Here is a 25,780-nt window from a genome sequence, read left to right as displayed (position 1 = left end):
CTACAAGCGCTGCAACTACGCCACACCTACAGTCAGAACCTATAGCAAGCGCCTGCGGATATGCCTAAGCTGGTAACCGCACCCGTTTGCGCCGCCCGACTTCCCTGTTTGCAGCCAAAGGAACCTGCCATGCTCCGCCTCCCCGATCCGCTCCGCCAGGACCCCACAGAAGCACGCGGCCATCTGCCGGTTTCGCAGGTGCTGGAACGCAACATCCCCGTGCTGGCCACCCTGGCGCTGACCACCGTGGGCGCGATTGCCTGGTATGCGCTGCGCCGCCCGCCGATTCCCCCCACGGCCATACCGGTGTCCGACTTTGAACTAGGCCGCTACCTGGGCAAGTGGTACGAGGTCGCGCGCATCGACAACCGTTTTGAAAAAGGCCTGCAGCGCACCCAGGCCGAATACAGCCGCCTGCCCAATGGCGGTATCCGCGTGGAAAACCGCGGCTACGACCCACGCAAGCGCGAATGGCATATCGCCACCGGCAAAGCCAAGACCGTGCTGGGGCCGGATGTGGGTGCGTTGAAAGTGGCGTTTTTCGGGCCGTTCTACGACGGCTACAACGTGGTGGCGCTGGACCCCAAATACCGCTGGGCCATGGTGGTGGGCTCGCAGCTGGACCGCTTCTGGATTCTGTCGCGCACACCTTTTTTGCCCATGGGGGTGGAAGAGCGCCTGCTGCGCCAGGCGCGCGAGATGGGCGTACCGGTGGACCGCGTGATCTGGGTGCACCAGGACGGCGTCAACCCCACCGGCAGCTACTAGCACCCACACAGCTTGCTGCGGCAAGGCGGCGGCCATGCGCCCACCCGTGCGGAGCAAAGGCGCCGACACTCCGCCCCGGCAGGCCATGGGTGGCGCATGCCCCTTCCGGGGTGCCTGCCCTATTGCGTGGCCGCCACCAGCTTCTGGGTATAGGGATGGCGGGGCTGGGCCAGCAACTCCAGGGCCGGGCCTTGCTCCACGATGGCGCCATCCTTCATCACCAGCACCTGGTGGGCCATGGCACGGATCACGTCCATATCGTGGGTGATCAGCAGATACGCCAGACCGCGCTCGCGCTGCAGGCGCTGCAGCAAGGCCAGCACCTGTTGCTGAATGGTCACATCCAGCGCGCTGGTGGGCTCGTCCAGCACCAGCAGCTGCGGCTCCAGCACCAGGGCGCGGGCCACGGCAATGCGCTGGCGCTGGCCGCCGGAAAATTCATGCGGGTAGCGCTCCAGCAGGCCGGGGAACTGGGCTTCGCTCAGGCCAACCTCCTCCAGCATGGCCAGCACCTGCTGGCGCACCTGCCCGGCCGACAGCGCGGACGCATGCACCCGCAGGCCTTCCCCCACGATCTCGCCCACCGTCATGCGCGGCGACAGCGACGAGAACGGGTCCTGGAACACCACCTGCACCTGGCGGCGCAGCCGCTGGTTGTGGGGGCTGTTGCGGATGGCCGGCTGCTGCCAAGGCTGACCGCCCACGTCCAAAACCCCTTTGGACGGCAGCAACCCCAGGATGGCCTGCGCCAGGGTGGACTTGCCCGAACCCGACTCGCCCACCACACCCAGGGTCTGGCCTGGCTGCAGCGCCAGGCTGGCGCCCTGCACAGCCACGAATTCGCCATGGCGGAACCACCCCTTGATGCCCGGCAGCGGCGTGGCATAGGCCACGCGCAGATCCTGGGTATGCAGCACAGGGGGCTGGGGCACGGCGCCGTCCGCCACTTCCACCACCTGGCGCCGGGGCGCACTGGACAGCAGTTTGCGGGTGTAGGGGTGCTGCGGCGCTGCAAACAGCTGCGCCACCGGGCCCTGCTCCACCAGATGGCCATGCTCCATCACCACGGCACGGTCGGCAAAGCGGCGCACCAGGTGCAGGTCATGGGTGATCAACACCATAGCCATGCCGGTCTGGCGCTGCAGGTCGCCCAGCAGCTCCAGAATCTGCGTGCGCAGCGTCACATCCAGCGCGGTGGTGGGCTCATCGGCCAGCAGCAGGCGCGGCTGGGACGCCAGGGCCATGGCAATCATGGCGCGCTGGCGCTGGCCACCGCTGAGCTGGTGCGGATAGGCGGCGCTGCGGCGCTCGGGCTCCGGAATACCGGTGGTGGCCAGCAGCTCCACGGCCTGCTTCCAGGCCTGGGCCTTGCTGAGCGCCTGCTTGATCAGCAGCACCTCCGCCACCTGGTCGCCCACGGTCATCAGCGGGTTCAATGCCGTCATCGGCTCCTGAAAGATCATGGCCACATCACCGCCGCGCACGGTCTGCATCTGCCGCTCCGGCAAAGTCAGCAGGTCGCGCCCATCCAGCAGGGCCTGGCCGCTGATGCGGGCATCGCCCAGCAGGCGCAGCAGACCCAGCGCCGTCACCGTCTTGCCCGAGCCGGATTCACCCACCAGGGCCAGTTTTTCACCGGCATGCAGCTCAAAGCTGGTGCCGTGCACCACCTCTTTGCTGCCAAAGGCCACGCGCAGATCGCGTACCGACAGCAGAGGGACCGGATTCATCGATGTGGACTCGCTCATGCGCCCCCCTTGCCCGCACCGGCGGGGGCGGCAGGTGCCGCCGGTGTTTCCATCGCCTTGCGCGGGTCCAGCGCATCGCGCAGCGCATCCCCCATGAAGGTCAGCAGCAGCAGCGTGGTAACCAGCACGCCAAAGGTGGACAGCGAAATCCACCAGGCGTCGATATTGTTCTTGCCCTGGCTCAGCAGCTCGCCCAGGCTGGGGGTGCCGGGCGGCACCCCCAGGCCCAGAAAGTCCAGCGACGTCAGCGCCAGAATGGCCGCACTCATGCGAAAGGGCAGAAAGGTGACCACCGGCGTCATGCTGTTGGGCAGGATGTGGCGACCGATGATCTGGCCGTTGGACACCCCCAGCGCCCGCGCCGCCTTCACATAATCCAGCTGGCGGTTGCGCAGGAACTCGGCCCGCACATAGTCGGACAGCCCCATCCAGCCAAACAGGCTGAGCAGCACCAGCAGCAAGGTGATGCTGGGCGCAAACACGGCAGAGAAGATGATCAGCAGGTAGAGCTCAGGCATGGAGCCCCAGATTTCGATGAAGCGCTGGAACACCAAGTCTGTCTTGCCGCCGAAAAAGCCCTGGATGGCGCCGGTCACCACGCCCAGCAGCACGCCGGTGGCTGTCAGCGCCAGCGCAAACAGCACGCTGACGCGAAAACCGTACAGCAGCTGGGCCAGCATGTCGCGGCCCCGGTCGTCCGTGCCCAGCCAGTTGGCCGTGGTGGGCGGCGCCGGGTTGGGCGACTGGGCAAAGTAGTTGATGGTGTTGGCGCCATAGGGGTTGGGCGGAAACACCGCCCAGTTGCTGCCCTTGGACAGCTGCGCCTGGATGAAGGGGTCCAGGTAGTCGGTGGCGGTGTCAAAGTCGCCACCAAACACCTTTTCGGGATAGCTGTGCCACAGCGGCCAGTACATCTGCCCCTCATAGCGCACGGCCAGCGGCTTGTCGTTGCTGACCAGCTCCGCCCCCAGGCTGATGACCACCAGCACCACAAACAGCACCAGGCTCCAAAAGCCCAGGCGATTGCGCCGAAACCGCGCCCACGCGCGGGCGGCTGGCGAACGCGCTGTCTCCACCGTCATGCAAACACTCCTTGTACTGTCAGCAGCGACTGCTGCCGACGGTGCATCCATTGCCAGGCACGCAGCTGCGCACCCATACTGCGGCGACAGCACACCGCCCGCCTTCCCATTCCCTCGCGCTCATGCCCTCTCCCCCCACTGCTTCTCCCCCAGCCGGTCTGCGCCACGCCGTGCGCGGCGTGGCGATTTTCGAGGCCCTGAAAGGGGTGACCGCCTTGGTCGGCCTGCTGGGACTGCTGGAACTGTTGCACCACGATCTGCACCATCTGGCGCTGGAATGGATGGGGCATATCGGCCTGAGTCCCCAGCAGCACTACCCGGCCTTGCTGATGCAGGCGGTCGACCGCGTCAATGCCACACCCGTGCACACGCTGGTGTGGCTGGGTGGGCTGTACATCACCGTGCGCTGGGTTGAAGCCTGGGGCCTGTGGCAGGACCGGGCCTGGGGTGAATGGCTGGGCGTGCTGTCCTGCAGCATCTATGTGCCCCTGGAGGTGCAGCACCTGCTGCACGCCCCCCATTGGCAAGGCGCCGCGGTATTGCTCATCAATCTGGCGCTGCTGGCCGTGCTGGCGTTGCGCCTGCGCGAACGCCGCCGGGAGCCTGTGCGTGTGGAAGGGCCCTGAAGTGTGCACCGAGTGCGCTTTCAATCGAATTTCACGCGGGGGTCCACCCACACGTAGCACAGGTCGCTGATCAGCTTGGTCACCAGACCGATCAGCGTGAAAAAGAACAGCGAACCCAGCACCACCGGGTAGTCGCGGCGGATCACGCTCTCATAGCTGAGCAGGCCCAGCCCGTCCAGCGAAAACAGGGTCTCGATCAGCAGCGAACCCGTGAAGAACGCTCCCACGAACGCCGCCGGAAAGCCGGTGATGATGGGAATCAGCGCGTTGCGGAACACATGCTTCCACAGCACCTGCCGCTCCGAGAGGCCCTTGGCCCGGGCCGTCAGCACGTACTGTTTGCGGATCTCTTCCAGAAATGCGTTCTTGGTCAGCATGGCCGTGACGGCAAAGCTGCCCGCCACCATGGCCGTCACCGGCAGTGCGATATGCCACAGGTAGTCGGCCACCTTGCCCAGGGTGCTCAACTCGTCCCAGTTGGCCGATGTCAGCCCGCGCAGCGGGAACCACTGCAGCTGCCCCCCGAAAATCACCAGCAAGGCCACGCCCAGCACAAAGCCGGGGATGGCATAGCCAACCAGAATCAGCAGCGTGGTCAGCAGATCGAAGCGGCTGCCCGCGCGCACCGCCTTGGCCACGCCCAGCGGCACGGCCACCAGATAGCTGATGAAAAACGTCCACAACCCCAGGCTGATGGAGACCGGCAGCTTTTCGGCAATCAGCGTCCAAACATCCTTGTTCTGGAAAAAGCTGCGCCCCAGGTCAAACCGTGCGAACTGGCCCAGCATCTGGAAAAAGCGCTCGTGCGCCGGCTTGTCAAAGCCGTACAGGGCCTTGATCTGCTCCAGCCGCTGCGGGTCCACCCCCTGCGCCCCGCGGTAGGCCATGCCCCCACCTTCGGCACCGCCCCCGCCGATACCGGCCTTGGCCTCTGCCAGGTACTGCTCCACCGGGCCGCCGGGAACGAACTGGATCACCACAAAAGTCAGCAGCAACACACCCAGCAAGGTGGGCACCATCAACAGAAAGCGTTTGAGGATATAGGCCAGCATAGAACATGCATTATGTCGCGCGGAATCGGCTAAGCTTTGCAGCTTTTGCTTACATCTTGCCCGTTTATCCGCTGCATGGACACCATGGTCTGGCTCCTCCGCATTCGATCCGCTCTGCGCATTCTGGCACTCGCCTGCGGGCTGGGTGGCCCGGCATGCCAGGCGGCTGCACCCGTTTTCGTGGTGCAGAACGAGCCCCACCTGGCCCATGCCCGCGCCCTGGTGCGCGCCGCGCTGGATGCCGCCGGCATGCAGGCCACCTTCACCGACGCCCCGCAGGGCAACGAACGCCGCAACCTCTACCAGATCAGCCACGGCCACACCCACATCGACATGATGCCCGCCACCCCGGCACGGCTGCGACTGGTGGAGCAAGGCAAGCTGCGCATGGTGCCCATCCCCTTGGACCGGGGGCTGCTGGGCTGGCGCATCAACCTGCTGCTGGCCTCGCAGCGCGACAAGCTGGCCCAGGTGCGCACGGCCGCCGACCTGGCGCAGTTCTCCATGGGGCAGAACGTGGGCTGGATGGATGTGGAGATCTACCGCGCGGCCGGCATCCCCACCAAGGAAATCAAGCACTGGAGCAACGGGGAATTCGCCGAACAGATGGAGGCAGGCTTTCTGGACCTGTTCCCGCTGGGCCTGGAAGAGACGCTGAACTACTTCCTGCCCCACTTCCAGAAGTACTACCCCCAACTCACCGTCGACCCCTACCTCCTGGTGCGCTACCCCTGGTTCCGCTTTGTCTGGGTGGCCCCGGGACCAGATACCGAGGCGCTGTACCAGGCGCTGCAGACCGGCTTTGACCGCATCGTGGCCAACGGCCAGTTCATGCGCGTATGGAACCAGTACCGCCACCCGCCCGACGCGCGCTTCTTCCGCGAGCGCACCACCATCGACATTGCCAACCCTTTCTACGACCAGCGTCTGGTGCCGCCGCGCTACCGCCATCTGCTGTTCCAGCCCTGAGGCCCGCATGCCCCCTTCTCCCGCCACATCCGCGCCTCCGCTGCCCCGCCGCCGCACGCTGCACGGGCAGTTCGTGCAGCGGCTGCTGTGGCCGCTGGTGCTGGCCTTTGTGCTGGCCGCAGGCACCACGGCCACCGTCAACTACCACAGCGAAAAAGCGCAGCACACCGCACTGCGCGAACAGACCTTGCGCATTTTTGCGCGCACCCTGATCAAGCCGCTGTGGGACTGCGATGGCGCCACCGCACGCGGGATCGTGGACACCCTGGCCCAGCAGCCCCTGGTGCAGGCCGTGCGCCTGCACGACAGCTGCGGCGACAACGTCATCGCCTCCGAATCCGCCCTCGACACCATCCTCCCAGCCCAGGACCCCGCACACACCAACCAGTTGGCCATGCCGCTGCACCACCGCGACGAACAAGGGCGCGACCACCAGGTGGGCCACCTGAGCGTGCAGTTCACCCCTTTCTCCATGGCCCAGGCCGCCATGCAGAACCTGGGCCAACAACTGGCCGTGTTCGCCGCCATGCTGGTGGTGGTGCTGCTGGGGGCTGCCCTGGTGTTCCGCCACCTCATCGGCCGCCCGCTGGCACGCTTTCGCCAGGCCATCAGCGACCAGCGCACCGTGCGCAGCCACGCCGGCCCGGCGGATGCCGGGGAGGGGCTGCGCAACGACGAACTGTCCGACGTGGTCCAGGCCTATGACGCCCTGCTCGAAGAGTTGGACTCCCGTTTTGCCCGCCAGTCCACCCTGGCCCATTGCGCCCGCAGCCTGCTGGCCACCGCCGCCGGCCAGCAAAGTCCACTGCCCGAGGTGCTGGCCCAGGTGCTGCGCACCACCGGTGCGGACCGCATCTACCTGGCCGAGAACCTGCAGACCACCGCCACCACCTGGCAGGCCCAGGCCCGCGTGGTGGCCGGAGCCCCCTGGCCGGACGCAGCACAGGCCCTGGTGCCGGCCCGCTGGCGCAGCTGCTTTGAGGAACGCTCCGGGTTGCTGGGCACCGTAGAGGACCTGCCCGAGCCCGAACGCCAGCAGCTGATCGCCGCCGGGGTGCGCAGCGTGGCCGCCCTGCCGGTGTGGGGCCAGGGCCAGTGGTTCGGCTATCTGTGCGTGCAGGACCTGCAGCAGCAGCGCCGCTGGTCGGACAGCGAGCGGGTGTTTCTGCACACCGTGGCCGACATGATCGGCGCCTTCCTGGAAAGCCGGCAGCACACCCGCACCCTGGACCGCGCCATCGTGCAGTTGCGCGACAGCGAACGCGCGCTGCAGCACCGCGCCCGCCACGATCCGCTGACCGGGCTGGGCAACCGCGTGGTGCTGGAAGAAGCCCTGGGCCATGCGCTGGCACATGCCCAGGCCGGGGAAGACCTGCACGGCTATGTGCTGCTGCTGGACCTGGACGGTTTCAAACCCGTCAACGACACCCACGGCCACGCGGCCGGCGATGTGCTGCTGCAGACCGTCGCACAGCGGCTGCAGGCCTGCCTGCGCAGCACGGACACCGTGACCCGGCTGGGCGGGGATGAATTCGTCATCGTGGCCCAGGGCAAGGGTCCGCAATTCCAGCTGGACCAGTTGCTGGCCAAGGTGACGGCCGCCGTGGAAGCCCCGGTGGACTACCTGGGCCAGGCGCTGCAGGTGGGCGCCAGCATCGGTGCCGCGCGCTTTCCGGAAGCAGGCCGCAGCAGCGCCGAACTGCTGGTGCGTGCCGACCAGGCCATGTACGCTGCCAAACTGGCCAAGCGCCTGCCGCGCTGAATTCCTGGCACGCCTTCCGCCCCGATGGCGGGGAACGGCCCGGAAAAACGGCTCAGGGGGCCGGCTTGCCTGCGGGCGACCGGGCCCACCAGGTGTCCATCACCCAGCCTTCGCCGCTGGAATACGGCGGCACCACGCTGGGCACCGCCAGGCGCCAGGCGTTGTAGGCCATGCGGTGGGTGCCGGCCGACCACTGCGGAATCAGGTAGTGACCGTGCGCAATGGCGCGTTCCAGCGCATGGCAGGCGGGCAGCAGCTGTTCCTGCGTCTTGGCGCTGGTCATGGCCTTGATGAAGGCATCCACGGCCGGGCTCTTCACCCCGGGGAAATTGCCAGAGTCTTCCTGGTCCGCCGCTGCGCTGCCGAACAGGTCCGCAAATTCCTGGCCCGGGTTGTTCGTGCCCTGGTAGGCAATGGTGGTGATGTCAAAGTCGAACTTCTGCAGGCGCTGCTGGTAGAGGGCGAAGTCCACCGCACGGAAGTTCAGGCGGATGCCCAGTTTCTCCAGGTTGCGCTGCCAGGGCGCCACGGTGCGGATGCCGCCATCGCCGCTGTCCAGGTACTCCAGCTCCATGGCCTGGCCCTTGGCATTGCGCAGCACGCCGTCCTGCACCGTCCAGCCCGCATCCGCCAGCAGTTGCTTGGCGCGGCGCAGATTGTCACGCAGGCTGCTGGGCGGCAAGGTGCTGGGCGGCACCGTCATGGGCCCGAAGGCGGCTGCAGGCAGCTGCTTGCGCCAGGGCTCCATCAGCGCCAGCTCGGCCGGCGTGGGGCTGCCATGGGTTTCACACAAGGTGTTGCCAAAAATGCCGTTGACCCGCTGGTAGGCACCATAGAACATCTGTCGGCTCATCCAGTCGAAGTCCACCGCCAGCCCCAGGGCCTCGCGCACCCGCGCATCCTGCAGCAGCGGGCGACGGGTGTTGAGCACCGAACTCTGAAAGCCCGTGGGCAGCTTGTGCGCGAACTCGCCCTTGACCAGCTCGCCGCTGGTGAACTTGCGCCCATTCACCCGCCGCGCCCAGTCGCCGGCGCTGAAAAAGCGCATCAGATCGAACTCACCGGCCTTCAGCGCTTCGAGCTTGGCCGTGTTGTCCTTGTAGATCTTGACGCTGATGCGGTCGAAATTGGCCGCACCCTTGCGCACCGGCAAGTCGCGCGCCCAGTACTGCGGGTCGCGCACATAGGTGATGTCCTTGCCAAAGCGCACCGGCCCGATCCGGTAGGCGCCACTGCCAATGGGGGTGTCCATCACCACCTGGTCGAAAGGTTTGGGCTTGCCGTCCTCGTCCAGGCCCCAGTCGCGGCTGAAGATGGGCAGGCCGCCCACGGTCAGCGGCAGCTCGCGGTTGGGCACCTTGAAGACAAAGCGCACGGTGCGCGCATCCAGCACCTCGCAGCCTGCCACCTCGGCCAGCAGCGTCTTGTAGCCAGGCGACACATAAGGACCGATCAGCGTGTCGTAGCTGTGCTTCACATCCTGGGCCGTGACCGGTTTGCCATTGTGAAAGCGCGCCTGCGGCCGCAGGCGGAAGGTGGCCGACAGTCCGTCCGCTGCCACGCTCACATCCTCGGCCAGCAGGCCGTAGCCGGTCGACGTCTCGTCCATGCTGCCCAGCAGCAGGGTGTCGAACATCAGCGACGACAGATAGGCCGGCGCCGAGCCCTTGATGGTGAACGGGTTGTACTTGTCGAAGGTGGAAGTGCGCAGATTGCTGACCAGCCGCAGCTCCCCGCCCTTGGGGGCCTGCGGGTTCACATAGGCGAAGTGGTCAAAGCCGGACGGGTACTTGGGCTCCCCCCATAACGCATAGGCGTGGGCGGACCAAGACGGCAGGGCCGCAGTGGCTCCTGCAAGCAACAGGCAAAACTTCCAAAGGCGCATGCGACAATTCTGCACCACAGCGGCCCCGGCCCGGCAATGCCTCCTGTAGATGCATGGCCTGCACCAGCCGCTTCCACCCTTTACCCCTCAGGAGAAGAACAATGGGTTTTCTGACCGGCAAGAAGCTGCTCATCACGGGCGTGCTGTCCAACCGCTCCATCGCCTACGGCATCGCCAAGGCCTGCCACGAACAAGGTGCCGAGCTGGCATTCAGCTACGTCGGTGAGCGTTTCAAGGACCGCATCACCGAATTCGCCGCCGAATTCAATTCCACGCTGGTGTTCGACTGCGACGTCGCCGACGACGCCCAGATCGACAAGATGTTCGCCGACCTGGGCGCCGTCTGGGGCAAGTTCGACGGCTTTGTGCACTCCATCGGTTTTGCACCCCGTGAAGCCATTGCGGGCAACTTCCTGGACGGTCTGTCGCGCGAATCCTTCCAGATCGCCCACGACATCAGCGCCTACAGCTTCCCCGCCATGGCCAAGGCTGCCCTGCCTTACCTGAACGACAAGTCCTCGCTGCTGACCCTGTCCTACCTGGGCGCACTGCGCTCCATCCCCAACTACAACACCATGGGCCTGGCCAAGGCATCGCTGGAAGCTTCCGTGCGCTACCTGGCCGAAGCCGTGGGCCGCACCGCCGACGGCCGCGCCATCCGTGCCAACGGCATTTCCGCCGGTCCCATCAAGACCCTGGCTGCCTCCGGCATCAAGGACTTCGGCAAGCTGCTGGGCCGCGTGGCCGATGCGTCCCCCCTGCGCCGCAACGTGACCATCGAAGACGTGGGCAATGTCGCCGCCTTCCTGCTGTCCAACCTGGCTTCGGGCGTGACCGCCGAGATCACCTACGTGGACGGTGGCTTCAGCCAGACCGCTGGCCTGTCGGCCGACCAGGTGTAAGCAGCACTTTCTGCCCGCACCGCCGAGCCCCGCAGGTTCACCGCCTGCGGGGCTTTTTCGTGTCCGTCGCGCTGCAGGTAACCCTTTCGCTGAATGTGGATATTGGAGTGAATGACTGGTGATACGCATCAATTTGAATGAGAATAATTCTCAATCAAATTGTTTTTGGAGTATCTCCCATGGCCCCGGAGCACCACGGCGATGCGGATCCCAACGCGCCCCCCGCCCCTCCTACGCCCTTGCAGGCCTGGGAACAGCGCATGCAGCGCGCGCAAGCGCTGTGGCAGAACGGTGAACAGGAATTTGCCCTGGCCCAGCTGGTGCAGGCCATTCCGCTGGCCCACCAGTTGCTGCGCAGCCCCTATCTGACCGTACAGCCCGACGACTACCTGGCCGCCTGGGTGGTGACCCACCTGTGGATTGCCGAGCTGCTGGCCGAACGCCAGCAACTGCCGGCCGCGCTGGACTACCTGTGCGATGCCCACACCGCCTTGCTAGGCCTGGGCCACAGCACCGAAGTGACCCTGCTGCAGCAAGCCGCCTGGCGCCACCAGCGCGAGACGGTGCAGGCCCTGCTGCAGTGGCAGCGCCAGCACGGCCCCAGCGCCCGTGTGACGCAGCTGCTGCAGGCCACGCACTGCGCGCCCCCGGCCGCACCGCCGCCCACCGCCCCAGCCACCGCAGCGCTGCAGCCCGAACCGCTGGAACGCTGCCCCCTGCCCGCCGACCGGCTGCACTGATCGGCCCCCGCGCACCTGCCTTTTTGCCACCCGTGATTGGAAAAAACGGAATGACCCAACACACGCTGCCCCCCCTGCCCTATGCCTATGACGCCCTGGCTCCGCACATCGATGCGCACACCATGGAAATCCACCACAGCAAGCACCACCAGACTTATGTGAACAACCTCAACGCCGCCGTGCAAGGCACGCCGTTTGCCGAGGTGCCGGTGGAGCAGCTGATTGCCGACCTGGACCGCCTGCCCGAAGCCATTCGCCCTGCCGTGCGCAACAACGGCGGCGGCCACGCCAACCACAGCCTGTTCTGGACCGTGATGGCACCGGCCGGTCACGGTGGCGGCGGCGCCCCCGGTGGCGCCCTGGCCCATGCCATTGAGCGCGATCTGGGCGGCATGGAAGCCTTCCAGAAAGCCTTCACCCAGGCCGCGCTGACACGCTTTGGCAGCGGCTGGGCCTGGCTGGTGGTCAACGCCCAGGGCCAGCTGGCAGTGGAAAGCAGCGCCAACCAGGACAGCCCGCTGATGGCCGGCATCGGCTCGGGCAGCACCCCCATCCTGGGGCTGGACGTGTGGGAGCACGCCTACTACCTGCAGTACCAGAACCGCCGCCCGGAATACATCGCCGCCTTCTTCCACGTCATCCACTGGGACGAAGTGGCCCGCCGCTACCAGCAGGCGCTGGGCTGATTCCCGCCAGCGCACCGCTCTATGGCTTTGCCCCCGCACCAGGACCTCTCCATGAAAAAAGCCAGTGCCAGCCTGTCCCCGGCACCTTCACCGGCCTCCCGCCTGCACGCCGCCACCGGTGTGCGCCACAGCGCCCGGCTGTGGCTGGGGCTGACCATCACCATGGCCGGTGTCTGGGCCCTGTGCAGCCAGTTCTGGCTGTACGCCCAGCACCACCCGGTGGTGTGGCAGGCCCTGCTGGGCGGCAGCATGGCGGCGCTGGCCACGGCACTGGGCACCCTGCCCGTCATGCTGTCCCAGCGCATGTCCGAGCGCACCCAGGACACGCTGTTCGGCTTTGGCGCCGGCGTCATGCTGGCGGCCTGTGCCTTCTCGCTGATCCTGCCCGGGCTGGAAGCCGCCAAGGCCCAGTCGCTGTGGGGCGGTGGCGGCTGGGGCGCTGGTGGGGTGATGGGCACCTCCATCCTGCTGGGCGCTGCGGCACTGATGGCCATGGACAAGCTGCTGCCGCACGAGCATTTCATCAAAGGCCGTGAAGGGCTGGACGGCGACGCCGCCCGCAAGCTGCAGCGCACCTGGTTGTTCGTGATTGCCATTGCCCTGCACAACCTGCCCGAAGGCCTGGCCATCGGCGTGGGCTATGCCGGCAACGACGGCCTGCGTGCCAACGCGCTGGCCACCGGCATTGCCATCCAGGATGTGCCCGAAGGTCTGGTCGTGGCCGTGGCCCTGCTGGCCGCCGGCTACCGCCGCCGCTTTGCCGTGCTGCTGGGCATGGCCAGCGGCCTGGTGGAACCGGTGGGCGCCGTCATCGGCGCCGCCGTGGTCAGCAGCTCGGCCGTGCTGCTGCCCTGGGGCCTGGGCTTTGCCGCAGGCGCCATGCTGTTTGTCATCAGCCACGAAATCATCCCCGAATCCCACCGCAAGGGGCACGAAGCCTTTGCCACCGGTGGGCTGATGCTGGGCTTTGTGCTGATGATGGTGCTGGACACCGCCCTGGGCTGAACCAGCCCCGCACGACCAGGACACGCCGGGGTGCATGCCGCCCCGGTGCTCCCGCTTCCCGACAGTCCTTCGCCGCAGTCGCGCGCGCCCGTACACCTCCCGCTACCCTGCGGGTGTTAGGTCGCGTCGTGAAAGATGATGCCCAGCGTATGCCGCCGGCCGGAGCGGATGCGGGACACCCCATGCCGCATGGTGACCCGGTAACTGCCCCGGCTCCCCTGAACGGGCCGCTGCTGCACCGCAAACACGGCGGCATCGCCCTGGCGCAGCGCCAGCACCTCGACACGCGACTGCATGCGCGGCCGCTGTTCGGTCAGTACCAATTCCCCGCCCGTGAAGTCCTGCCCCGGCTGCGCCAGCAGCACCACCATCTGCAAGGGAAACACATGCTCGCCATACAAGTCCTGGTGCAGGCAGTTGTAGTCACCTGCCTCGTACTGCACCAGCAGCGGGGTCGGGCGCTGCTGCCCTGCGGCATGGCAGCGCGCCACAAAGTCGGCATGCTCCGCCGGAAAACGCGGCTGCAGGCCCATCTGCTCGTACCAGCGGTTGGCCATCGGTGCCAGGTGGGGATAGACGCTGGTGCGCAGCCCCTGCACCAGGTCGGGCAAGGGGTAGCCGAAATACTGGTACTCGCCGTTGCCAAAGCCATGGCGCTGCATGACGATGCGGCTGCGGAACACCTCAGGCTGGGCGTAGAGTGCCGCCAGGGCCTGGCAGTCCTGCGGCATCAGCAGTTGCGGAATCACGGCGCAGCCGCTGTAGTTCAGGCCGTCGCTGACCTCCTGCCAATCTACCGCCACCAGGCGCTGTGCCAGCCCGCCATCGCCCCGCCCGCTCATGCCTGGGCCTCCCGCTCCAGCAAGGCACGCTTGCGCTCCACCCCCCAGCGGTAGCCGGACAGATTGCCGTCGGTCCGGACCACGCGGTGGCAGGGAATCGCCACCGCCAGTGCATTCGCGGCGCAGGCCCCCGCGACCGCACGCACCGCCTTGGGCGCACCGATGCGCCGGGCAATCTCCGTGTAGCTGACGGTCTGCCCCGCCGGCACATCGCGCAGCGCCTGCCAGACGCGCTGCTGAAAGGCGGTTCCACGCACATCCAGCGGCAGATCCAGGCCCTGTTTCGGCATCTCCACCAGACCGACCACCTGGGCCACCAACTGCTCGAACCCGGCGTCCCCGCCAATCAGCACGGCCTTCGGGAAGCGGTCCTGCACATCGCGTACCAGCGCATCGGGATCGTCCCCCAGCAGGATGGCGCAGATACCTCGTGCGCTGGCCGCCACCAGGATCGCCCCCAGGGAACACTGGCCGACCGCAAAACGGATGGAGACCTGCTCCCCGCCTGTGCGGTAGGTGGACGGTGTCATCCCCAGCAACTGGTCCGATTGCTCGTAGAAACGACCGTGGGAGTTGTAGCCCGCCCCATAGATCGCCTCCGTGACCGAGCCGCCCCGCGCCAGTTCCTCTCGGACCTTGTTGGCACGGTGGGCCGCGGCGTAGGCCTTGGGCGTGACCCCGGTCACGGCCTTGAACACCCGGTGCACGTGGAAAGTGCTCATCTGTGCCACTTCGGCCAGCGCTTCCAGGCTGGGCGGGGTTTCGGCGGAGGCAATGAAGCGGCACAGCTTTGCCACCAGTTCGGCATGCTGCTCCAGCCGTGGGGGCTGGTCCGGCTTGCAGCGCTTGCATGGGCGAAAGCCCGCCTGCTGTGCCGCCGCCTGCGCCGTAAAGAACCACACATTCTCGGGACGCGGCGTGCGGGCTCCGCACGAAGGGCGGCAATACACCCCGGTCGTCTTCACCGCATACCAGAACTGCCCATCGGCCTGCGCGTCGTGCGCCACGACCGCCGCCCAACGGGGATCGGTCAGCACCGCCTGTGCGCAGGTTTCAGTTTGCTTCGACATGGTTGAACCTCTCATCAAGGATTGCATGCCCAAACTGTAGGTCGCACGCGATTTTCAGGCACTCCGTGTCTTGCTTTGGAATTCGAAAACTGGCCGATCCGCATGCCCTGGCCTTCCCTGGTGGCGTGGACAGTCCGCTGTTTCAGACACCCTCCTGCGGCAGCCCCTTCCGCACCGAGCCTGTGCTGCCCCACTTACGGGAACGCAGCACGCCTGGGACCTATGCCAGTGGATGCGCCAAAAGCGCCGCCACCATAAATAACTGTATATTTATACATAACTCATTACCCAAGGCACTCTTATGAACCATGTCGCAATCGGTCAGTTTGAGATCGCCCTCGACAGCCAGCCCTTGAGCGGCGTTGCCGCAAGCACCGGTCTGGCCCGCATGTCGCTGGATAAAAAATTCCAGGGCGACCTGGAAGCTGTCAGCCAAGGCGAGATGCTGGCATTTCGCAGCGGTGTCCCAGGTTCTGCGGGCTATGTGGCCATGGAGGTCGTCCGAGGCAGCCTGCATGGCCGCCAAGGGAGTTTTGTGCTCCAGCACAGCTCCACCATGAACCAGGGGGCGCCCACCCAGTCCATCACCGTCGTGCCGGATTCCGGCACAGAGGCGCTGGCCGGACTGTCTGGAAGCCTGGTCATCACCATCACCGACGGGCAGCATGCCTACCGGTTCGAGTACAGCCTGCCAGAGCGCACACGGTGACTTCGAGAGCTAACAGGCCCTGTGCTGGCAATAGTTGAAGGCTTTAATGTGTCAGCCTTCATGAACAAGCTCTGATTTGAATATCAGTCGCGAGTTGGCTGGCCTGTGCAGCTGCCACTAAATGGCGGTGTCATCATCTCGCGGCACTGCCCAACCAAAGCGAGCATTGATTTTTAAGCGCTGTCAGCAAACCAACGATTTCTTGCAGGGGTATAGGAAACCAGACTTCCTTGAAGCCGCTCCGCGCAACTGGCAAGGACAGAGGCCAGTTGCTCAAGTTGGGGAATGTCATCTTGAGCCCCCTGCCGACCAAAGCCATTTACTCGCAGTTCAAAAACCGACGCAACTCCATAAAGGTCGCCCATTTCGTAAGCCAACTCTTCAGGAAACTCATAGGCTTTATCGACACATCCATGCAGCAATGGGCACTGCACGAGTTCAAGATGCGGCTCTTTGCATCCTCCTGCGCTAGCTGGGCTGTTTCATCGTCCGCGCTAGCAACCAAGGAGCCAGTGCTCCGCAATACTCCGACCTCCCGCTGTAAAACACTCGCCATGACAGATGCGAGGCGTTTTTCACGCACGCTTTGAATTCGTCGTGGCTCCCACCAACCGATATAGAGCGCAACCCCAGCGGCGAAGGCTGTAGCCAGACTTCCAATAGCAGTCCAATCGACTTTCCAACAACTCAATTCATTCAACATGCCCTCTCCTTTTGAATGAATTGAAGCACATGAATAGCATCGAGACCTGCATCCCTCAAGCCAGAGACAGCAAAGCCCCTCGCAAGGGGCTTCATGGTTGATAGGTCTATGGCTTCACTTCTTCCCGCCACCTCCGGGCGGGTTGTTTCCCCTGCCTTTTCCTGATGGTTCGCCAGTCTTGCTGGGCCAGTTGGGATTGGGAGTCTGTCCGTTCATAGGCGAGCCTTGCACGAGTGAGGTTGTGTTTATGGTCGTCCGGAAAACCGGGGAAAGCAATTGGCGACGCTACCGGCACGGGGGATAGTGCGCCGGGGCTGACCCTATTAAAGGGGCTCAGAAATTTTTCTGGCAAACATTCCGCCTCCCTCCCAGTTTCCTAACCCCCAAAGCTGTCCTCTTTTCGCCGCTTATGCCTGCACTCCTCTAGGTCAGTGAACTCGGGCTTTTCACACTCCCGCCATTCGCAGTTGTTCCGACTGAAGATGCTCCCTTCGTGGGCACAAATTGAAGTGGGAGTTAGTGACGCACGCACAGAGGAAGTAGACGTGGAAGTTGGTTGCGCACGCGCTGCGGAATCTGGGTCGGGGAACTTCCCATCAAACCATGCGGAAGAATCGCTGCTTCGCACGACTTCTAAGCTTGAGGGCTGGACCTCAGGAGTTGGGGTGGGTGCCGATTGCACATACGTAATTGGCTCAACAAACTCTTCCGCTTTCGCATTGCTTTCCTGCGCAGGTGCATACGGCGGAGCGCTCTTGGGGTTGTCTTTGGAGGCAAGAAAGAAGACGACAGCCACAATAATGAGCCAAACGTACAGACCACCGCCACGCTTTTTCGGTGTGGGTACGAAGGTTGGCACGACGATATGAACATCTGCACTTCCACAGCCAGGGCATTTGGTGGAGAGGTCTTTGCCCCTTGGATACCACGTATTTCCACATAAGCTGCACGTATTCAACGGTCGTTCGGCCATGTCACTCCCTGTTCGAGACAGCACAACCTCATTAATGTGGATTGCGCGGTCGGCCTGCTTCTCCCCCCAGCAAACCGTTACAAACAGTAATGTAGCTCAGGCATTTTTTCTACCCTGGATCACGCCTCCCTCCTGAAAGACTCGCCCGCCTTCCGTGTGTCCTTATGGTGTGATACACAGGCCAAAATTGAATGACGGGCCCCTTCGCATGGGGAAGCAGCCAACCGGATCAGGAGTGGAACCAAGCACCCCTAACTGTCAAACCAGTGCCGGAGAAGGCTCGTCACATCTAGGTGAACATCTACTTCGATGCAATAACCGACTACTCAATCAAGGTGATCCATCACCATTTCGCCTTCGGGCTAGTGACTGATTTTGCGAATACAAATCGGCGGCACTAAGTCGGCATGCAAGGGGAACTGAAGGGCGAGAGCGCACGTTCACCCGCACCGTGGTGCGCCGGCCCACGCCGCGCCCAAGGCACTCGCCCGTTACAGGGTCTGGCCCACGTCGATGCGGTTCCCGTCCGGGTCCACAAAGACAAAGCACCTCAGCCCAAAATCTGCATCGCGAATGGCTTTGATGATCTTGACCCTGTGCGCCTGCAGATGTTGGTACAGAGCCTCTGCATCGTGCACCAGAAGGTGGGCCACGTTCTGGACCGTCGCCTTGTGGCCTTTGTGCAGGGAAAAATGCAGCTCGGCATCTTCCTTCTTGAGTATGGCGAAGCCGACCGGGCTCCCATTCTCGAAGACCTTGGTGAACCCAAGAATGCCGGTGTAGAAGTGCATCGCCTGATCGATATCGGACACCGAAATCGTCGGGGCCAATCGGCCAAAGCGAACCGCATGGGAAGGGAAGACAGTAGATGGCATGTCGCGCTCCAACTGGGTGACGCGGAGGCCAAGGCGAGGCGGTGCCCGGGATTTTGGCTGGCGTCAGAGAGCGGAGCGGTGTCCGCACAATCAGCCGCCGATTCTGGTGTGCATGGCCTGCGCCTTCGGCTTCGTCCCTTCCTGGCGGCAGCCATGGTGCATGGTATGCCAAGAACCTGCCTGCGACCCAACCGGCCGCCATCGCTGAGCAGCCAGAAGCAGGCAACTCCCGGCCTCACCCCGGCAGCGCCGCAACCAGGTCCGCGGTTTACCCGGGACGCCCGTCCATGCGCGGCCGGGTAAGCAACGGCCCATAGCACCAGGCATACAGGCCAAAGCCTGCCGACCACAGCACCGCCGACACCAGGATGGCGTGCAGCGTCTGGCTGGGGGCAATGAGCGGCAGGGCCACACGCACCACCGCAGCCAGCAGCACCAGCACATAGGCTGCCGTGTCCGCCCGGCTGGCTTGCAGCGGGCGCCCGGTATGGCCCTTGGCGGTCCGGGTCATCATGCCGATCATGAGGCCGCCTGCGGCCCCCACCGTCAGCGCATGGACCGACAGCGACGGGCTCACCCACCCGAAGGCGCTGAATGCGCGCAGAAACAGATGGATAGGCACCCACACATAGGCCAGGTGCAGCACCCATACCAGCGGCGTGCCCAGCGTCTTCCACGGCTGCCACAGCAGCCACCGGCACAGGTGCGCCACGCAGGCCACTGCGGCCACCGCTGCCACGGGCCAGCCCTGCAGGCCGAAAGCATCGGCAAGCAGCAGCACCAGCACAAAGCCCAGCGCCACCTTTTCGACCCAGGGCCGCTTGGCCGCAGACGCACCGGGCACCCCGTTGTTGGTGAACATCGGAATGACCCGCCCGCCCATGACCACCACAATGAACAGCACCGTATCCAGTGCGATCTGCAAGCCTGCCCACGGCGGCGTGGCCAGCGCACCCAAAGCCGTCAGGTGGAAGAGTGCCGCCACTGCAGCCAGTAGCACAAGCAGCGCCACGAAAAAGTAGTTGCGGCGGTTGCGCGCCTGGAAGAACGGCACCGCCAGCCCGGCGGCTGCCGCCAGGGGAAACGCCACATTGGCCACGGCTGCGGCGAGCGCGTAAGGCGTCAGCACCAGGACCCGCGCCAGCAACCACAGAGCCACCAGAGCGCACAGCTTTGCGCCGGTGGGCGTAGGCAGATTGGTCCAGTTGCGACCGGCAGTCAGCAGAAAGCCGACGATAACGGCCAAGGTGAAACCCAAAAGCATTTCATGGGCATGCCAGACCACTCCACTGAGATACGGACGCGGCAGCAGGCCAGCGAACTGCAGCGCCCACAACGGCACCGACAAGGCGGCAAAAATGCTGGCCAGCAGATAGAAAGGCCGAAAGCCAAGTGCGAACAGCGCAAAGCCCTTGGGTTGCGGAGCAGATGGTTCTTCAAGGTGTTGCAGCAAGGCCATGGGGTGGTTCCATCAGGGTTTTCGCACAGGGGCAGGCTTGGAGGTCCATCGCAGACTGGCCGCCGGACCTCTGGCGGCACGGTCGCCGCAAGGCCCGCATTCCCGGCCTGGCATCCATGGCCAGCAGCGGCCATGGTGCAAAGGCCGACGGATCTCGCGGGGCACCCATTGCACAAGCGGTGCGCGCTGGGTCAGACTGGAGCAACCATGGCCCCACACAAGAGTTCACCATGCCAGACACCACACCAGACTCCAGAGTTCGTGCCAATCCCATTCAAAGTCAAGGCCACACGGCCTCCCCGGACAAGGACAAGGACGGCGGCGAACCGGCAGCCAGCGGCCAGACGGCTCAGCCGACAGGCCAGCGGGCCGACAGCAGCCCGCCTTTGAGCGATGCCGAACTGGTGCAACTGCGTGTGCGTGTCATCGCCCTGGAGAACATCGTCATCGCGCTGCTGGCCCAATCGTCCGAGCGCCAGTTGGAACTGGCACGCGAAATGGCGGACCACATCTCTCCGAGGCCAGGCTTCACCACCCATCCGGTGACCATACACGCCGCCGCCGAGATGAACAGCCTGGTCCGGCGGGCCCACGCCTTCCGGTCCGGCGCCTACCTTCCCAGGGATGATGCGCAGACGGAGTGATCCGCGCCTTGCTCCAACGCAAGGGCCCACGCCTTTTCGCCCCTTGCTTTCCGTCAGTGGCTGGTTTCCGGCGCCTTTCCATCCCAGGCAGGCAGTCCCTGCTTGTTGAGGGCACGGCCATGCACCCAGCCCTTTGGCCCACCCCAAGCCGGTGACCACCACCGCACGCAGCCTTCCCGTGCAGGTCACGCCTCCACGGGAGTTGCCCCCAATCAGGGCATCTGGGCAGCAGCGTGGTGGCGACCGCTGGATTGTTTGCTTTTTCCATACAAACCAATCCATTTACTTCTATTTATCTTTCAATCCACAGTTTCTACCATCGGGGCATTGCATTCACAGGACCCCTCCATGGACAAGACCTTGCACTACATCTTCGATCCGCTGTGTGGCTGGTGCTACGGCGCCAGTGCCGCATTGGCAGCGGTTGCCGACAGGGCAGGAGTGCACCTGAACCTGCTGCCCAGCGGCCTGTTTGCAGAGGAAGGAGCCCGAAAGATGGACGACGATTTTGCGGCCTATGCCTGGAGCAACGACCAGCGCATCGAACGCCTGACCGGCCAGCGCTTTACCGAGCGCTACCGCGCAGAGGTGCTGGGCAACCGCCAGCAGCGCTTCGACAGCGCCCTTGCCACCCTGGCCTTGTCCGCCGTAGCACTGACCGCCCCGGACAAAGAGCTGGACGCACTCAAGGCCATGCAGCAGGCCCGCTACGTGGACGGCAAGGACATCACGCGGACCGACACGCTGGTGTCGATACTGGAGACCCTGGGGCTGGCACAGGCGGCACTGCGACTGCAGACCCCGGAGGCCGAGTTGCTGGACACCAACCGGGCACGGATGGATCAAGCCCAGCGCCTCTTGCAGGCATTCGGTGCCCGCGGTGTACCCACCTTCATTCTGGAAACCGAAGGTCAACGCAAGTTGTTGCATGCGGGCTCCGCGTTCGCCGACCCGCAAGCGTTTGCCCAAGAGCTGCAGACAGCTTAGTTTTCACCGTTCAACCAGAGGAGCACCATGACCACCAACCTGGACATCATCCGCGCGACCTACGAAGGCACGTCGGAAGAAAACGGCAAGCACCTGCTGGCCGTGCTGGCCCCCGATGCCACATGGACCGAGGCCGCGGGCTTTCCTTATGCCGGCACCTATGTGGGGGCCGAGCAGATTGTGGCGGGCGTGTTGCAGCGCCTGGGCACCGAGTGGGAGGGCTACAGCGCCAAGGCCCACACCTATCTGGCGGACGGAGACCGGGTGGCAGCCTTCGGTGTCTATTCGGGCACCTACCGCAAGACGGGCAAGGCCATGACCGCGACCTTCGCCCACCTGTACCACCTGCAGAACGGGAAAATCATCCGCATGGAGCAGTATGTGGACAGCCACCTGGTGCAACAAGCCATGCAGCCCTGACAAGGCCGGCTATGCGCGACACCACCACCGAACTGCGCGACGTGCTGGCGCTCCTGCGTGCCGGCCACTGGAATGCGGCGCACGACCGTGTGCAGCAGTACGAAGGTCTGCATGCCGCCTGGCTCCATGGCCTGCTGCATTGGCAGGAAGGGGATCTGGAAGATGCCGAGAACTGGTACGAGCGCGCCGGCCGGCGGTTCCGGCAACGCGGCACGCTGGATGAAGAACTGGCGCTGTTCGAAGCAGCGCTGAACGGGCCGCCTGCAGGGTGACGTTCCTGGCCAAAGGCCCTCCCCCTCGCCGGTGCATCAGATGTTCACCGGCTTGCGACCGTCGATAGGCAGCCGCTCAACGCCAGGTTCAGCGGCGGGCACAGCCCGTGCGCCTGCATGCAAGCGCAAGCATGCGCTGTTTATTTGGATGCCCAAAAGGCTTCCGTGTCTGTCGCTCTGTGCACCACAAAAGCATCCGAGAACGACAACACATAGCCGTTTGCATGGGCGCTGTAGTGCAAAAACTGCGGCGGAAAGAAAAGCTGGCACGGCAGATCCGAATCCAACTGCCTCAGCTGGGAGGGATAGTGGCCGTGCTGTTGCCGGTATGCCGCCAGTTGCACCCGTATGCCCTCTCCATCCGCCACGCACTGATTGAATGCGGCTGTGGCGGAACGGCTGCCGATGAGCCAGGCAAAGACCGTTGCCGCCAGACAGCAGCCCGCAACCAAGGCACCGGTGCGAACGCCCGCCCCCCGCAGCAGAAAAAACGACACAGCAGCAGGCGCGCACACCGGCAACAGCTGCCACACAGGCAGGGCCGAAAAATGGTGCTCACCCAGCCAGTAGCCCAGGGCCATGGCAAAAACGGTCAGCAAGCTGGCGATGGCGGGTTTGGACATGCCTGAAGCGGTGCAGACCGCCGCACACCGCAGCTACTGTCTGGTGCCGGCGGTCTCACCTGGTCTGGAAAAATGTTGGAAAACCCGCCCACACAAGCACACATAAAAAAGCCCGCTAGCTTGCGAAGCGGGCTTGGCGATATGGGCCGTCTGTGGCGGTAAGGTGTAACGACCAGGCTCAGCAGACCCTCTATACCTTGATAGCGCAGAGGCCACTGGCCTGCATATGTGAATCGTTAGATGGGAGTTTCTTTGGGGTTCGGGCCATATTCATTGGCGCCAGGGGTGCTGTCTTGCAGCGTGAAAACAAGCCAGGCGATGGTCCCGACGAGCGGTACCACCCATAAGAGCATCCACCAGCCACTGCGCCCTGTGTCATGGAGCCGGCGCACGCCAACGGAAATGGACGGGATCAGCAATCCCCAAAATGCCAAAGACCCGAACAGCCCCGCTCCAATATCCGCTTGGTACAGACCCGTCACTCCATCGACAACGGATGCGCACAAGATAATAAGAAGGTAAAAGAGTACGAAATACCAGTACTCAGCACGTTGTGCACGGCCTGAGAAAGTGGAATATTTCTTCAGCGCCTTCAAAAACCAATCCATGCTTACTCCCTGGTGATGTACGTTTTACAGATGTTTTTTACACAATGGCACTATAACCTGCACAACAAGCGATTCTTTTTGCAGAGAGGTCTTTGTGGTGTAAGCCACCGGCCATGCCATACCCCAGAGCCGCGGACTAAATAAAAAGGGACAGGCCTTCCTGTTTACCTTGTTCTCCCTCTCCATTGGCTTTCCCGCCGACCTGTGACAGCAGTTGAACGGTCACCAGCAGTCTTTCATGTATTCCGTGGCCAGTCCTTGCCCTATGCTCGTGGCTTCGCATGTGCGCGCTGATAAATGAGAGAGCGGTGATCCATGTCTGCCAATTCGCCCGATTCCTTAGCCAATATGGATGCCGCAGTGCAGCGGCTGGTGCAGCTGTATGAAACGCTGACCCAGGCCGATATCCGGCTGCTGGGTACGTGCTATGCACCGGATGCGCACTTCAAGGACCCCTTCAACGATGTATCCGGGGTGCCGGCCATTACCCGCATCTTCGAGCACATGTTCGCGTCGTTGCAGGATCCGCGTTTCGTGGTCACCCAAAGGCTGGTGCAAGGCCAGCAGGCTTTTCTGGCATGGGAGTTTCATTTTCGGCTGCGAAGCTGGCGACCCGATACCGCGCAATGCATCAACGGCGCCACATGGCTGACCTTTGATGCCCAAGGCCGCGTTAGCATGCACCGCGACTACTGGGATACGGCTGAAGAGCTGTATGCAAAATTACCTCTGCTTGGACCCCTGATGCGTTGGCTGCGCAAAGCGGGCTCCGCTTCTGGGAAGACCATCGATGCTGACCGTTCACCACCTTGATACCTCGCGCTCGCAGCGCATTCTCTGGCTGCTGGAAGAGCTGGGTGTGCCTTACGAATTGCGCCTTTACAAGCGGGACCCGCGTACCCGTCTGGCCCCGCCCGAGCTCAAGCGTGTGCACCCACTGGGCAAATCGCCCGTGATTACCGATGGAGACACCGTGGTCGCCGAATCCGGGGCAATCATCGAATATCTGGTGGAGTGCTATGGCAACCAGGCGCCTGCGGAGCTTGCGCATCTGGAGCCACTGCGGGGCACTGCCGAGCACCGCCAGTGCCGTTTCTGGATGCACTACGCCGAGGGCTCGCTGATGAACTGGTTGCTGATGAAGCTGGTTTTCGACACCATCCCGCGCCAGCCCATGCCATTTTTCGTGCGCCCGATCGCACGCGCCCTTTGCGGCAAGGTGCAGCAAAACCTCGTGGCCCCCAATGTTCAGACCGCCTTGGGCTTTATGAACGACCATTTGGCCAGCCACCGCTGGTTTGCGGGCGAGCATTTGACGATGGCCGACTTCCAGATGAGCTTTGCCGTCGAAGCTGCTTTGGTGCGCGGAGGAAACGAGGCCATGTGGCCCCACCTGACCGCCTATCGCCAACGCATGCAGGCGCGCCCCGCTTACCAACGGGCCTTGAGCAAGGGCGGGCCGGTGGTAATGTCCTCCTGAACCCGAAGCGTGTGCGCCTGGTGAAACCAGCACTTCCCCCAAGCAGTCATGTAGACGCCTGAAAACGGGTCGTCGCCCTTTGCTTGCAGGCGACGACTCTGCCAGGGCGCAGTGCATGGGCCCACGCAGGCCACTCACTGCGCCACTTAATGGGCCATTGACTTGACGTCTGCCAGCCCGTCGAACGTGGTGCTCGTCACCCAGTCGATGATTTGCGTGTGCGTGTACTGGCCCGATTCCTTGAGCAGGGCCACCACGGGATCGCAGGCCCGCGCGAACAGCGTGTACAGCACGAGCTCAGCAGGCAGCGCGGCCTGCAACTGGCCGCTGGTCTGGGCCTCGGTGATCCAGATGCTGAGGCGGTTGCTCAGCGCAATCAACCGGTCCATGTAGGCGTCGTTGGATTGCAGCGAGGCGCTGAGGTTGGAGTTTTGCGCCGGCAGAGAAGGCATTTCTCCCTCCAGCTGGGTCTGCATGGCCCACCGCGTCACGGCCTTGAGCTGGTTCAGCGGGCGGATGGGTATGCCGGCTTCCGCCGCCTGGGCCGCTTCGTCGCGCAGGCCGTCCACAAAAGCCAGGGCACGGTCCAGCACACCGACCATGGCGGCGCCCGCCAGTTCTTCCTTGGAAGTGAACAGCTTGTACAGGCTGGCCTTGGCCATGCCGGCTTCGGCAGCGACCTCGTCCACCGTCATCGCGTCATAGCCCTTGGTGGCCAGCAGCCGATTGACGGCCGCCACGATGGCTTGCTCACGCACGCGCTGTATCTGCTGTTTGATGGAGGAACGGCTAGTCATGGGCATATTTTAGACCTCACAGACCATAGCCAATACTAAATAGTGCAAATTTGGAGTTATTGGTTTATAGTTTGAACTCATTAGTTCACAGTT

The 25,780-nt window shown here is 64.1% G+C and carries 27 protein-coding genes; 15 read left to right on the top strand and 12 right to left on the bottom strand.

The window, feature by feature from the left end; translation table 11 throughout:
* Positions 1 to 129 precede the first annotated feature (129 nt).
* On the top strand, positions 130 to 768 hold the full coding sequence (locus tag CT3_RS08410; RefSeq protein ID WP_083520377.1) for a lipocalin family protein: 639 nt from the start codon (positions 130 to 132) through the stop codon (positions 766 to 768).
* A gap of 119 nt (positions 769 to 887) precedes the next feature.
* Here the strand turns inward: CT3_RS08410 and CT3_RS08405 are convergent, their stop codons facing one another.
* Complete coding sequence (locus CT3_RS08405; protein ID WP_066535002.1) at positions 888 to 2,516, bottom strand: ABC transporter ATP-binding protein; 1,629 nt, start codon at positions 2,514 to 2,516, stop codon at positions 888 to 890.
* Positions 2,513 to 3,598, bottom strand: coding sequence for an ABC transporter permease (locus CT3_RS08400; protein ID WP_225608567.1), 1,086 nt, complete (start codon positions 3,596 to 3,598; stop codon positions 2,513 to 2,515). The genes CT3_RS08405 and CT3_RS08400 overlap by 4 nt, the downstream gene beginning before the upstream one ends.
* A gap of 122 nt (positions 3,599 to 3,720) precedes the next feature.
* On the opposite strand from CT3_RS08400, the gene CT3_RS08395 reads away from it, so the two are divergent.
* Entirely contained in the window at positions 3,721 to 4,224 is a 504-nt protein-coding gene (locus CT3_RS08395; protein ID WP_066535011.1) for a DUF2127 domain-containing protein, read from the top strand.
* A 20-nt stretch (positions 4,225 to 4,244) separates the two neighbouring features.
* Here CT3_RS08395 and CT3_RS08390 read toward each other — a convergent pair whose 3' ends face one another.
* Positions 4,245 to 5,276 carry a microcin C ABC transporter permease YejB gene (locus CT3_RS08390; protein ID WP_066535015.1) on the bottom strand — a complete coding sequence of 344 codons (1,032 nt, stop codon included), beginning with the start codon at positions 5,274 to 5,276 and terminating at the stop codon, positions 4,245 to 4,247.
* An 84-nt stretch (positions 5,277 to 5,360) separates the two neighbouring features.
* Here CT3_RS08390 and CT3_RS08385 point away from each other — a divergent pair, with 84 nt between their 5' ends.
* Complete coding sequence (locus tag CT3_RS08385; RefSeq protein WP_066536120.1) at positions 5,361 to 6,245, top strand: amino acid ABC transporter substrate-binding protein; 885 nt, start codon at positions 5,361 to 5,363, stop codon at positions 6,243 to 6,245.
* 7 nt (positions 6,246 to 6,252) lie between these two features.
* A complete protein-coding gene (locus CT3_RS08380; RefSeq protein ID WP_066535021.1) occupies positions 6,253 to 8,007 on the top strand; it encodes a sensor domain-containing diguanylate cyclase in 1,755 nt (584 codons plus the stop codon).
* A gap of 52 nt (positions 8,008 to 8,059) precedes the next feature.
* Here the strand turns inward: CT3_RS08380 and CT3_RS08375 are convergent, their stop codons facing one another.
* Positions 8,060 to 9,892: an extracellular solute-binding protein gene (locus CT3_RS08375; protein ID WP_066535025.1), complete on the bottom strand. Its 1,833-nt coding sequence runs from the start codon at positions 9,890 to 9,892 to the stop codon at positions 8,060 to 8,062.
* A gap of 101 nt (positions 9,893 to 9,993) precedes the next feature.
* Between CT3_RS08375 and fabI the strand changes: the two genes are divergently transcribed.
* From fabI to CT3_RS08355, 4 genes are all read left to right on the top strand, one after another.
* On the top strand, positions 9,994 to 10,794 hold the full coding sequence (fabI, locus tag CT3_RS08370; protein ID WP_066535028.1) for an enoyl-ACP reductase FabI: 801 nt from the start codon (positions 9,994 to 9,996) through the stop codon (positions 10,792 to 10,794).
* A 179-nt stretch (positions 10,795 to 10,973) separates the two neighbouring features.
* The gene (locus CT3_RS08365) at positions 10,974 to 11,534 is read left to right on the top strand and encodes a hypothetical protein (protein ID WP_066535032.1); all 561 of its coding nucleotides are present in this window, start codon (positions 10,974 to 10,976) and stop codon (positions 11,532 to 11,534) included.
* Positions 11,535 to 11,584: 50 nt separating this feature from the next.
* Positions 11,585 to 12,220: a superoxide dismutase gene (locus CT3_RS08360; RefSeq protein ID WP_066535037.1), complete on the top strand. Its 636-nt coding sequence runs from the start codon at positions 11,585 to 11,587 to the stop codon at positions 12,218 to 12,220.
* A 162-nt stretch (positions 12,221 to 12,382) separates the two neighbouring features.
* Positions 12,383 to 13,225, top strand: a complete 843-nt coding sequence (locus CT3_RS08355; RefSeq protein WP_225608612.1) for a ZIP family metal transporter — start codon at positions 12,383 to 12,385, stop codon at positions 13,223 to 13,225.
* Positions 13,226 to 13,341: 116 nt separating this feature from the next.
* Here the strand turns inward: CT3_RS08355 and CT3_RS08350 are convergent, their stop codons facing one another.
* Both CT3_RS08350 and ada read right to left on the bottom strand, forming a co-directional pair.
* Positions 13,342 to 14,067: a 2OG-Fe(II) oxygenase gene (locus tag CT3_RS08350; RefSeq protein WP_066535041.1), complete on the bottom strand. Its 726-nt coding sequence runs from the start codon at positions 14,065 to 14,067 to the stop codon at positions 13,342 to 13,344.
* Positions 14,064 to 15,137 carry a bifunctional DNA-binding transcriptional regulator/O6-methylguanine-DNA methyltransferase Ada gene (gene ada / locus CT3_RS08345; RefSeq protein ID WP_066535045.1) on the bottom strand — a complete coding sequence of 358 codons (1,074 nt, stop codon included), beginning with the start codon at positions 15,135 to 15,137 and terminating at the stop codon, positions 14,064 to 14,066. Before ada ends, CT3_RS08350 begins: the two co-directional genes overlap by 4 nt.
* A 301-nt stretch (positions 15,138 to 15,438) precedes the next feature.
* Here ada and CT3_RS08340 point away from each other — a divergent pair, with 301 nt between their 5' ends.
* The gene (locus CT3_RS08340; RefSeq protein ID WP_066535047.1) at positions 15,439 to 15,846 is read left to right on the top strand and encodes a DUF3224 domain-containing protein; all 408 of its coding nucleotides are present in this window, start codon (positions 15,439 to 15,441) and stop codon (positions 15,844 to 15,846) included.
* A 319-nt stretch (positions 15,847 to 16,165) separates the two neighbouring features.
* On the opposite strand, the gene CT3_RS08335 is transcribed toward CT3_RS08340, so the two are convergent.
* From CT3_RS08335 to CT3_RS08325, 3 genes are all read right to left on the bottom strand, one after another.
* A complete protein-coding gene (locus tag CT3_RS08335; RefSeq protein ID WP_127446196.1) occupies positions 16,166 to 16,549 on the bottom strand; it encodes a hypothetical protein in 384 nt (127 codons plus the stop codon).
* Positions 16,550 to 18,013: 1,464 nt separating this feature from the next.
* Positions 18,014 to 18,397, bottom strand: a complete 384-nt coding sequence (locus CT3_RS08330) for a glyoxalase superfamily protein (protein ID WP_066536125.1) — start codon at positions 18,395 to 18,397, stop codon at positions 18,014 to 18,016.
* A gap of 268 nt (positions 18,398 to 18,665) precedes the next feature.
* Complete coding sequence (locus tag CT3_RS08325) at positions 18,666 to 19,856, bottom strand: NnrS family protein (protein WP_066535058.1); 1,191 nt, start codon at positions 19,854 to 19,856, stop codon at positions 18,666 to 18,668.
* Positions 19,857 to 20,086: 230 nt separating this feature from the next.
* Here CT3_RS08325 and CT3_RS21225 point away from each other — a divergent pair, with 230 nt between their 5' ends.
* The 4 genes from CT3_RS21225 to CT3_RS08305 all read left to right on the top strand — a co-directional run bounded on the left by CT3_RS21225 (position 20,087) and on the right by CT3_RS08305 (position 22,179).
* Complete coding sequence (locus CT3_RS21225; RefSeq protein ID WP_218333995.1) at positions 20,087 to 20,500, top strand: hypothetical protein; 414 nt, start codon at positions 20,087 to 20,089, stop codon at positions 20,498 to 20,500.
* A gap of 348 nt (positions 20,501 to 20,848) precedes the next feature.
* Entirely contained in the window at positions 20,849 to 21,487 is a 639-nt protein-coding gene (locus CT3_RS08315) for a DsbA family protein (RefSeq protein WP_066535061.1), read from the top strand.
* 27 nt (positions 21,488 to 21,514) lie between these two features.
* On the top strand, positions 21,515 to 21,907 hold the full coding sequence (locus CT3_RS08310) for a nuclear transport factor 2 family protein (protein WP_066535064.1): 393 nt from the start codon (positions 21,515 to 21,517) through the stop codon (positions 21,905 to 21,907).
* An 11-nt stretch (positions 21,908 to 21,918) separates the two neighbouring features.
* Positions 21,919 to 22,179 carry a hypothetical protein gene (locus tag CT3_RS08305; protein ID WP_066535067.1) on the top strand — a complete coding sequence of 87 codons (261 nt, stop codon included), beginning with the start codon at positions 21,919 to 21,921 and terminating at the stop codon, positions 22,177 to 22,179.
* A gap of 140 nt (positions 22,180 to 22,319) precedes the next feature.
* Here the strand turns inward: CT3_RS08305 and CT3_RS08300 are convergent, their stop codons facing one another.
* Together CT3_RS08300 and CT3_RS08295 are read right to left on the bottom strand one after the other, a co-directional pair.
* Positions 22,320 to 22,802, bottom strand: a complete 483-nt coding sequence (locus CT3_RS08300; RefSeq protein WP_066535070.1) for a hypothetical protein — start codon at positions 22,800 to 22,802, stop codon at positions 22,320 to 22,322.
* A gap of 236 nt (positions 22,803 to 23,038) precedes the next feature.
* Positions 23,039 to 23,410: a DUF805 domain-containing protein gene (locus CT3_RS08295; RefSeq protein ID WP_066535074.1), complete on the bottom strand. Its 372-nt coding sequence runs from the start codon at positions 23,408 to 23,410 to the stop codon at positions 23,039 to 23,041.
* A gap of 315 nt (positions 23,411 to 23,725) precedes the next feature.
* Here CT3_RS08295 and CT3_RS08290 point away from each other — a divergent pair, with 315 nt between their 5' ends.
* Together CT3_RS08290 and CT3_RS08285 are read left to right on the top strand one after the other, a co-directional pair.
* Positions 23,726 to 24,223, top strand: coding sequence for a nuclear transport factor 2 family protein (locus CT3_RS08290; RefSeq protein ID WP_066535078.1), 498 nt, complete (start codon positions 23,726 to 23,728; stop codon positions 24,221 to 24,223).
* Positions 24,201 to 24,890: a glutathione S-transferase family protein gene (locus CT3_RS08285; protein ID WP_066535080.1), complete on the top strand. Its 690-nt coding sequence runs from the start codon at positions 24,201 to 24,203 to the stop codon at positions 24,888 to 24,890. The genes CT3_RS08290 and CT3_RS08285 overlap by 23 nt, the downstream gene beginning before the upstream one ends.
* 146 nt (positions 24,891 to 25,036) lie before the next feature.
* Here the strand turns inward: CT3_RS08285 and CT3_RS08280 are convergent, their stop codons facing one another.
* Complete coding sequence (locus tag CT3_RS08280; protein WP_172591825.1) at positions 25,037 to 25,687, bottom strand: TetR/AcrR family transcriptional regulator; 651 nt, start codon at positions 25,685 to 25,687, stop codon at positions 25,037 to 25,039.
* Between the last annotated feature and the right edge of the window lie 93 nt (positions 25,688 to 25,780).

Source organism: Comamonas terrigena NBRC 13299, assembly GCF_006740045.1.
Classification (GTDB): Bacteria; Pseudomonadota; Gammaproteobacteria; order Burkholderiales; family Burkholderiaceae_C; genus Comamonas; species Comamonas terrigena.
The sequence above is the reverse complement of the archived record's forward strand: the minus strand, read 5'-3'. Positions and strand labels throughout refer to the sequence as shown.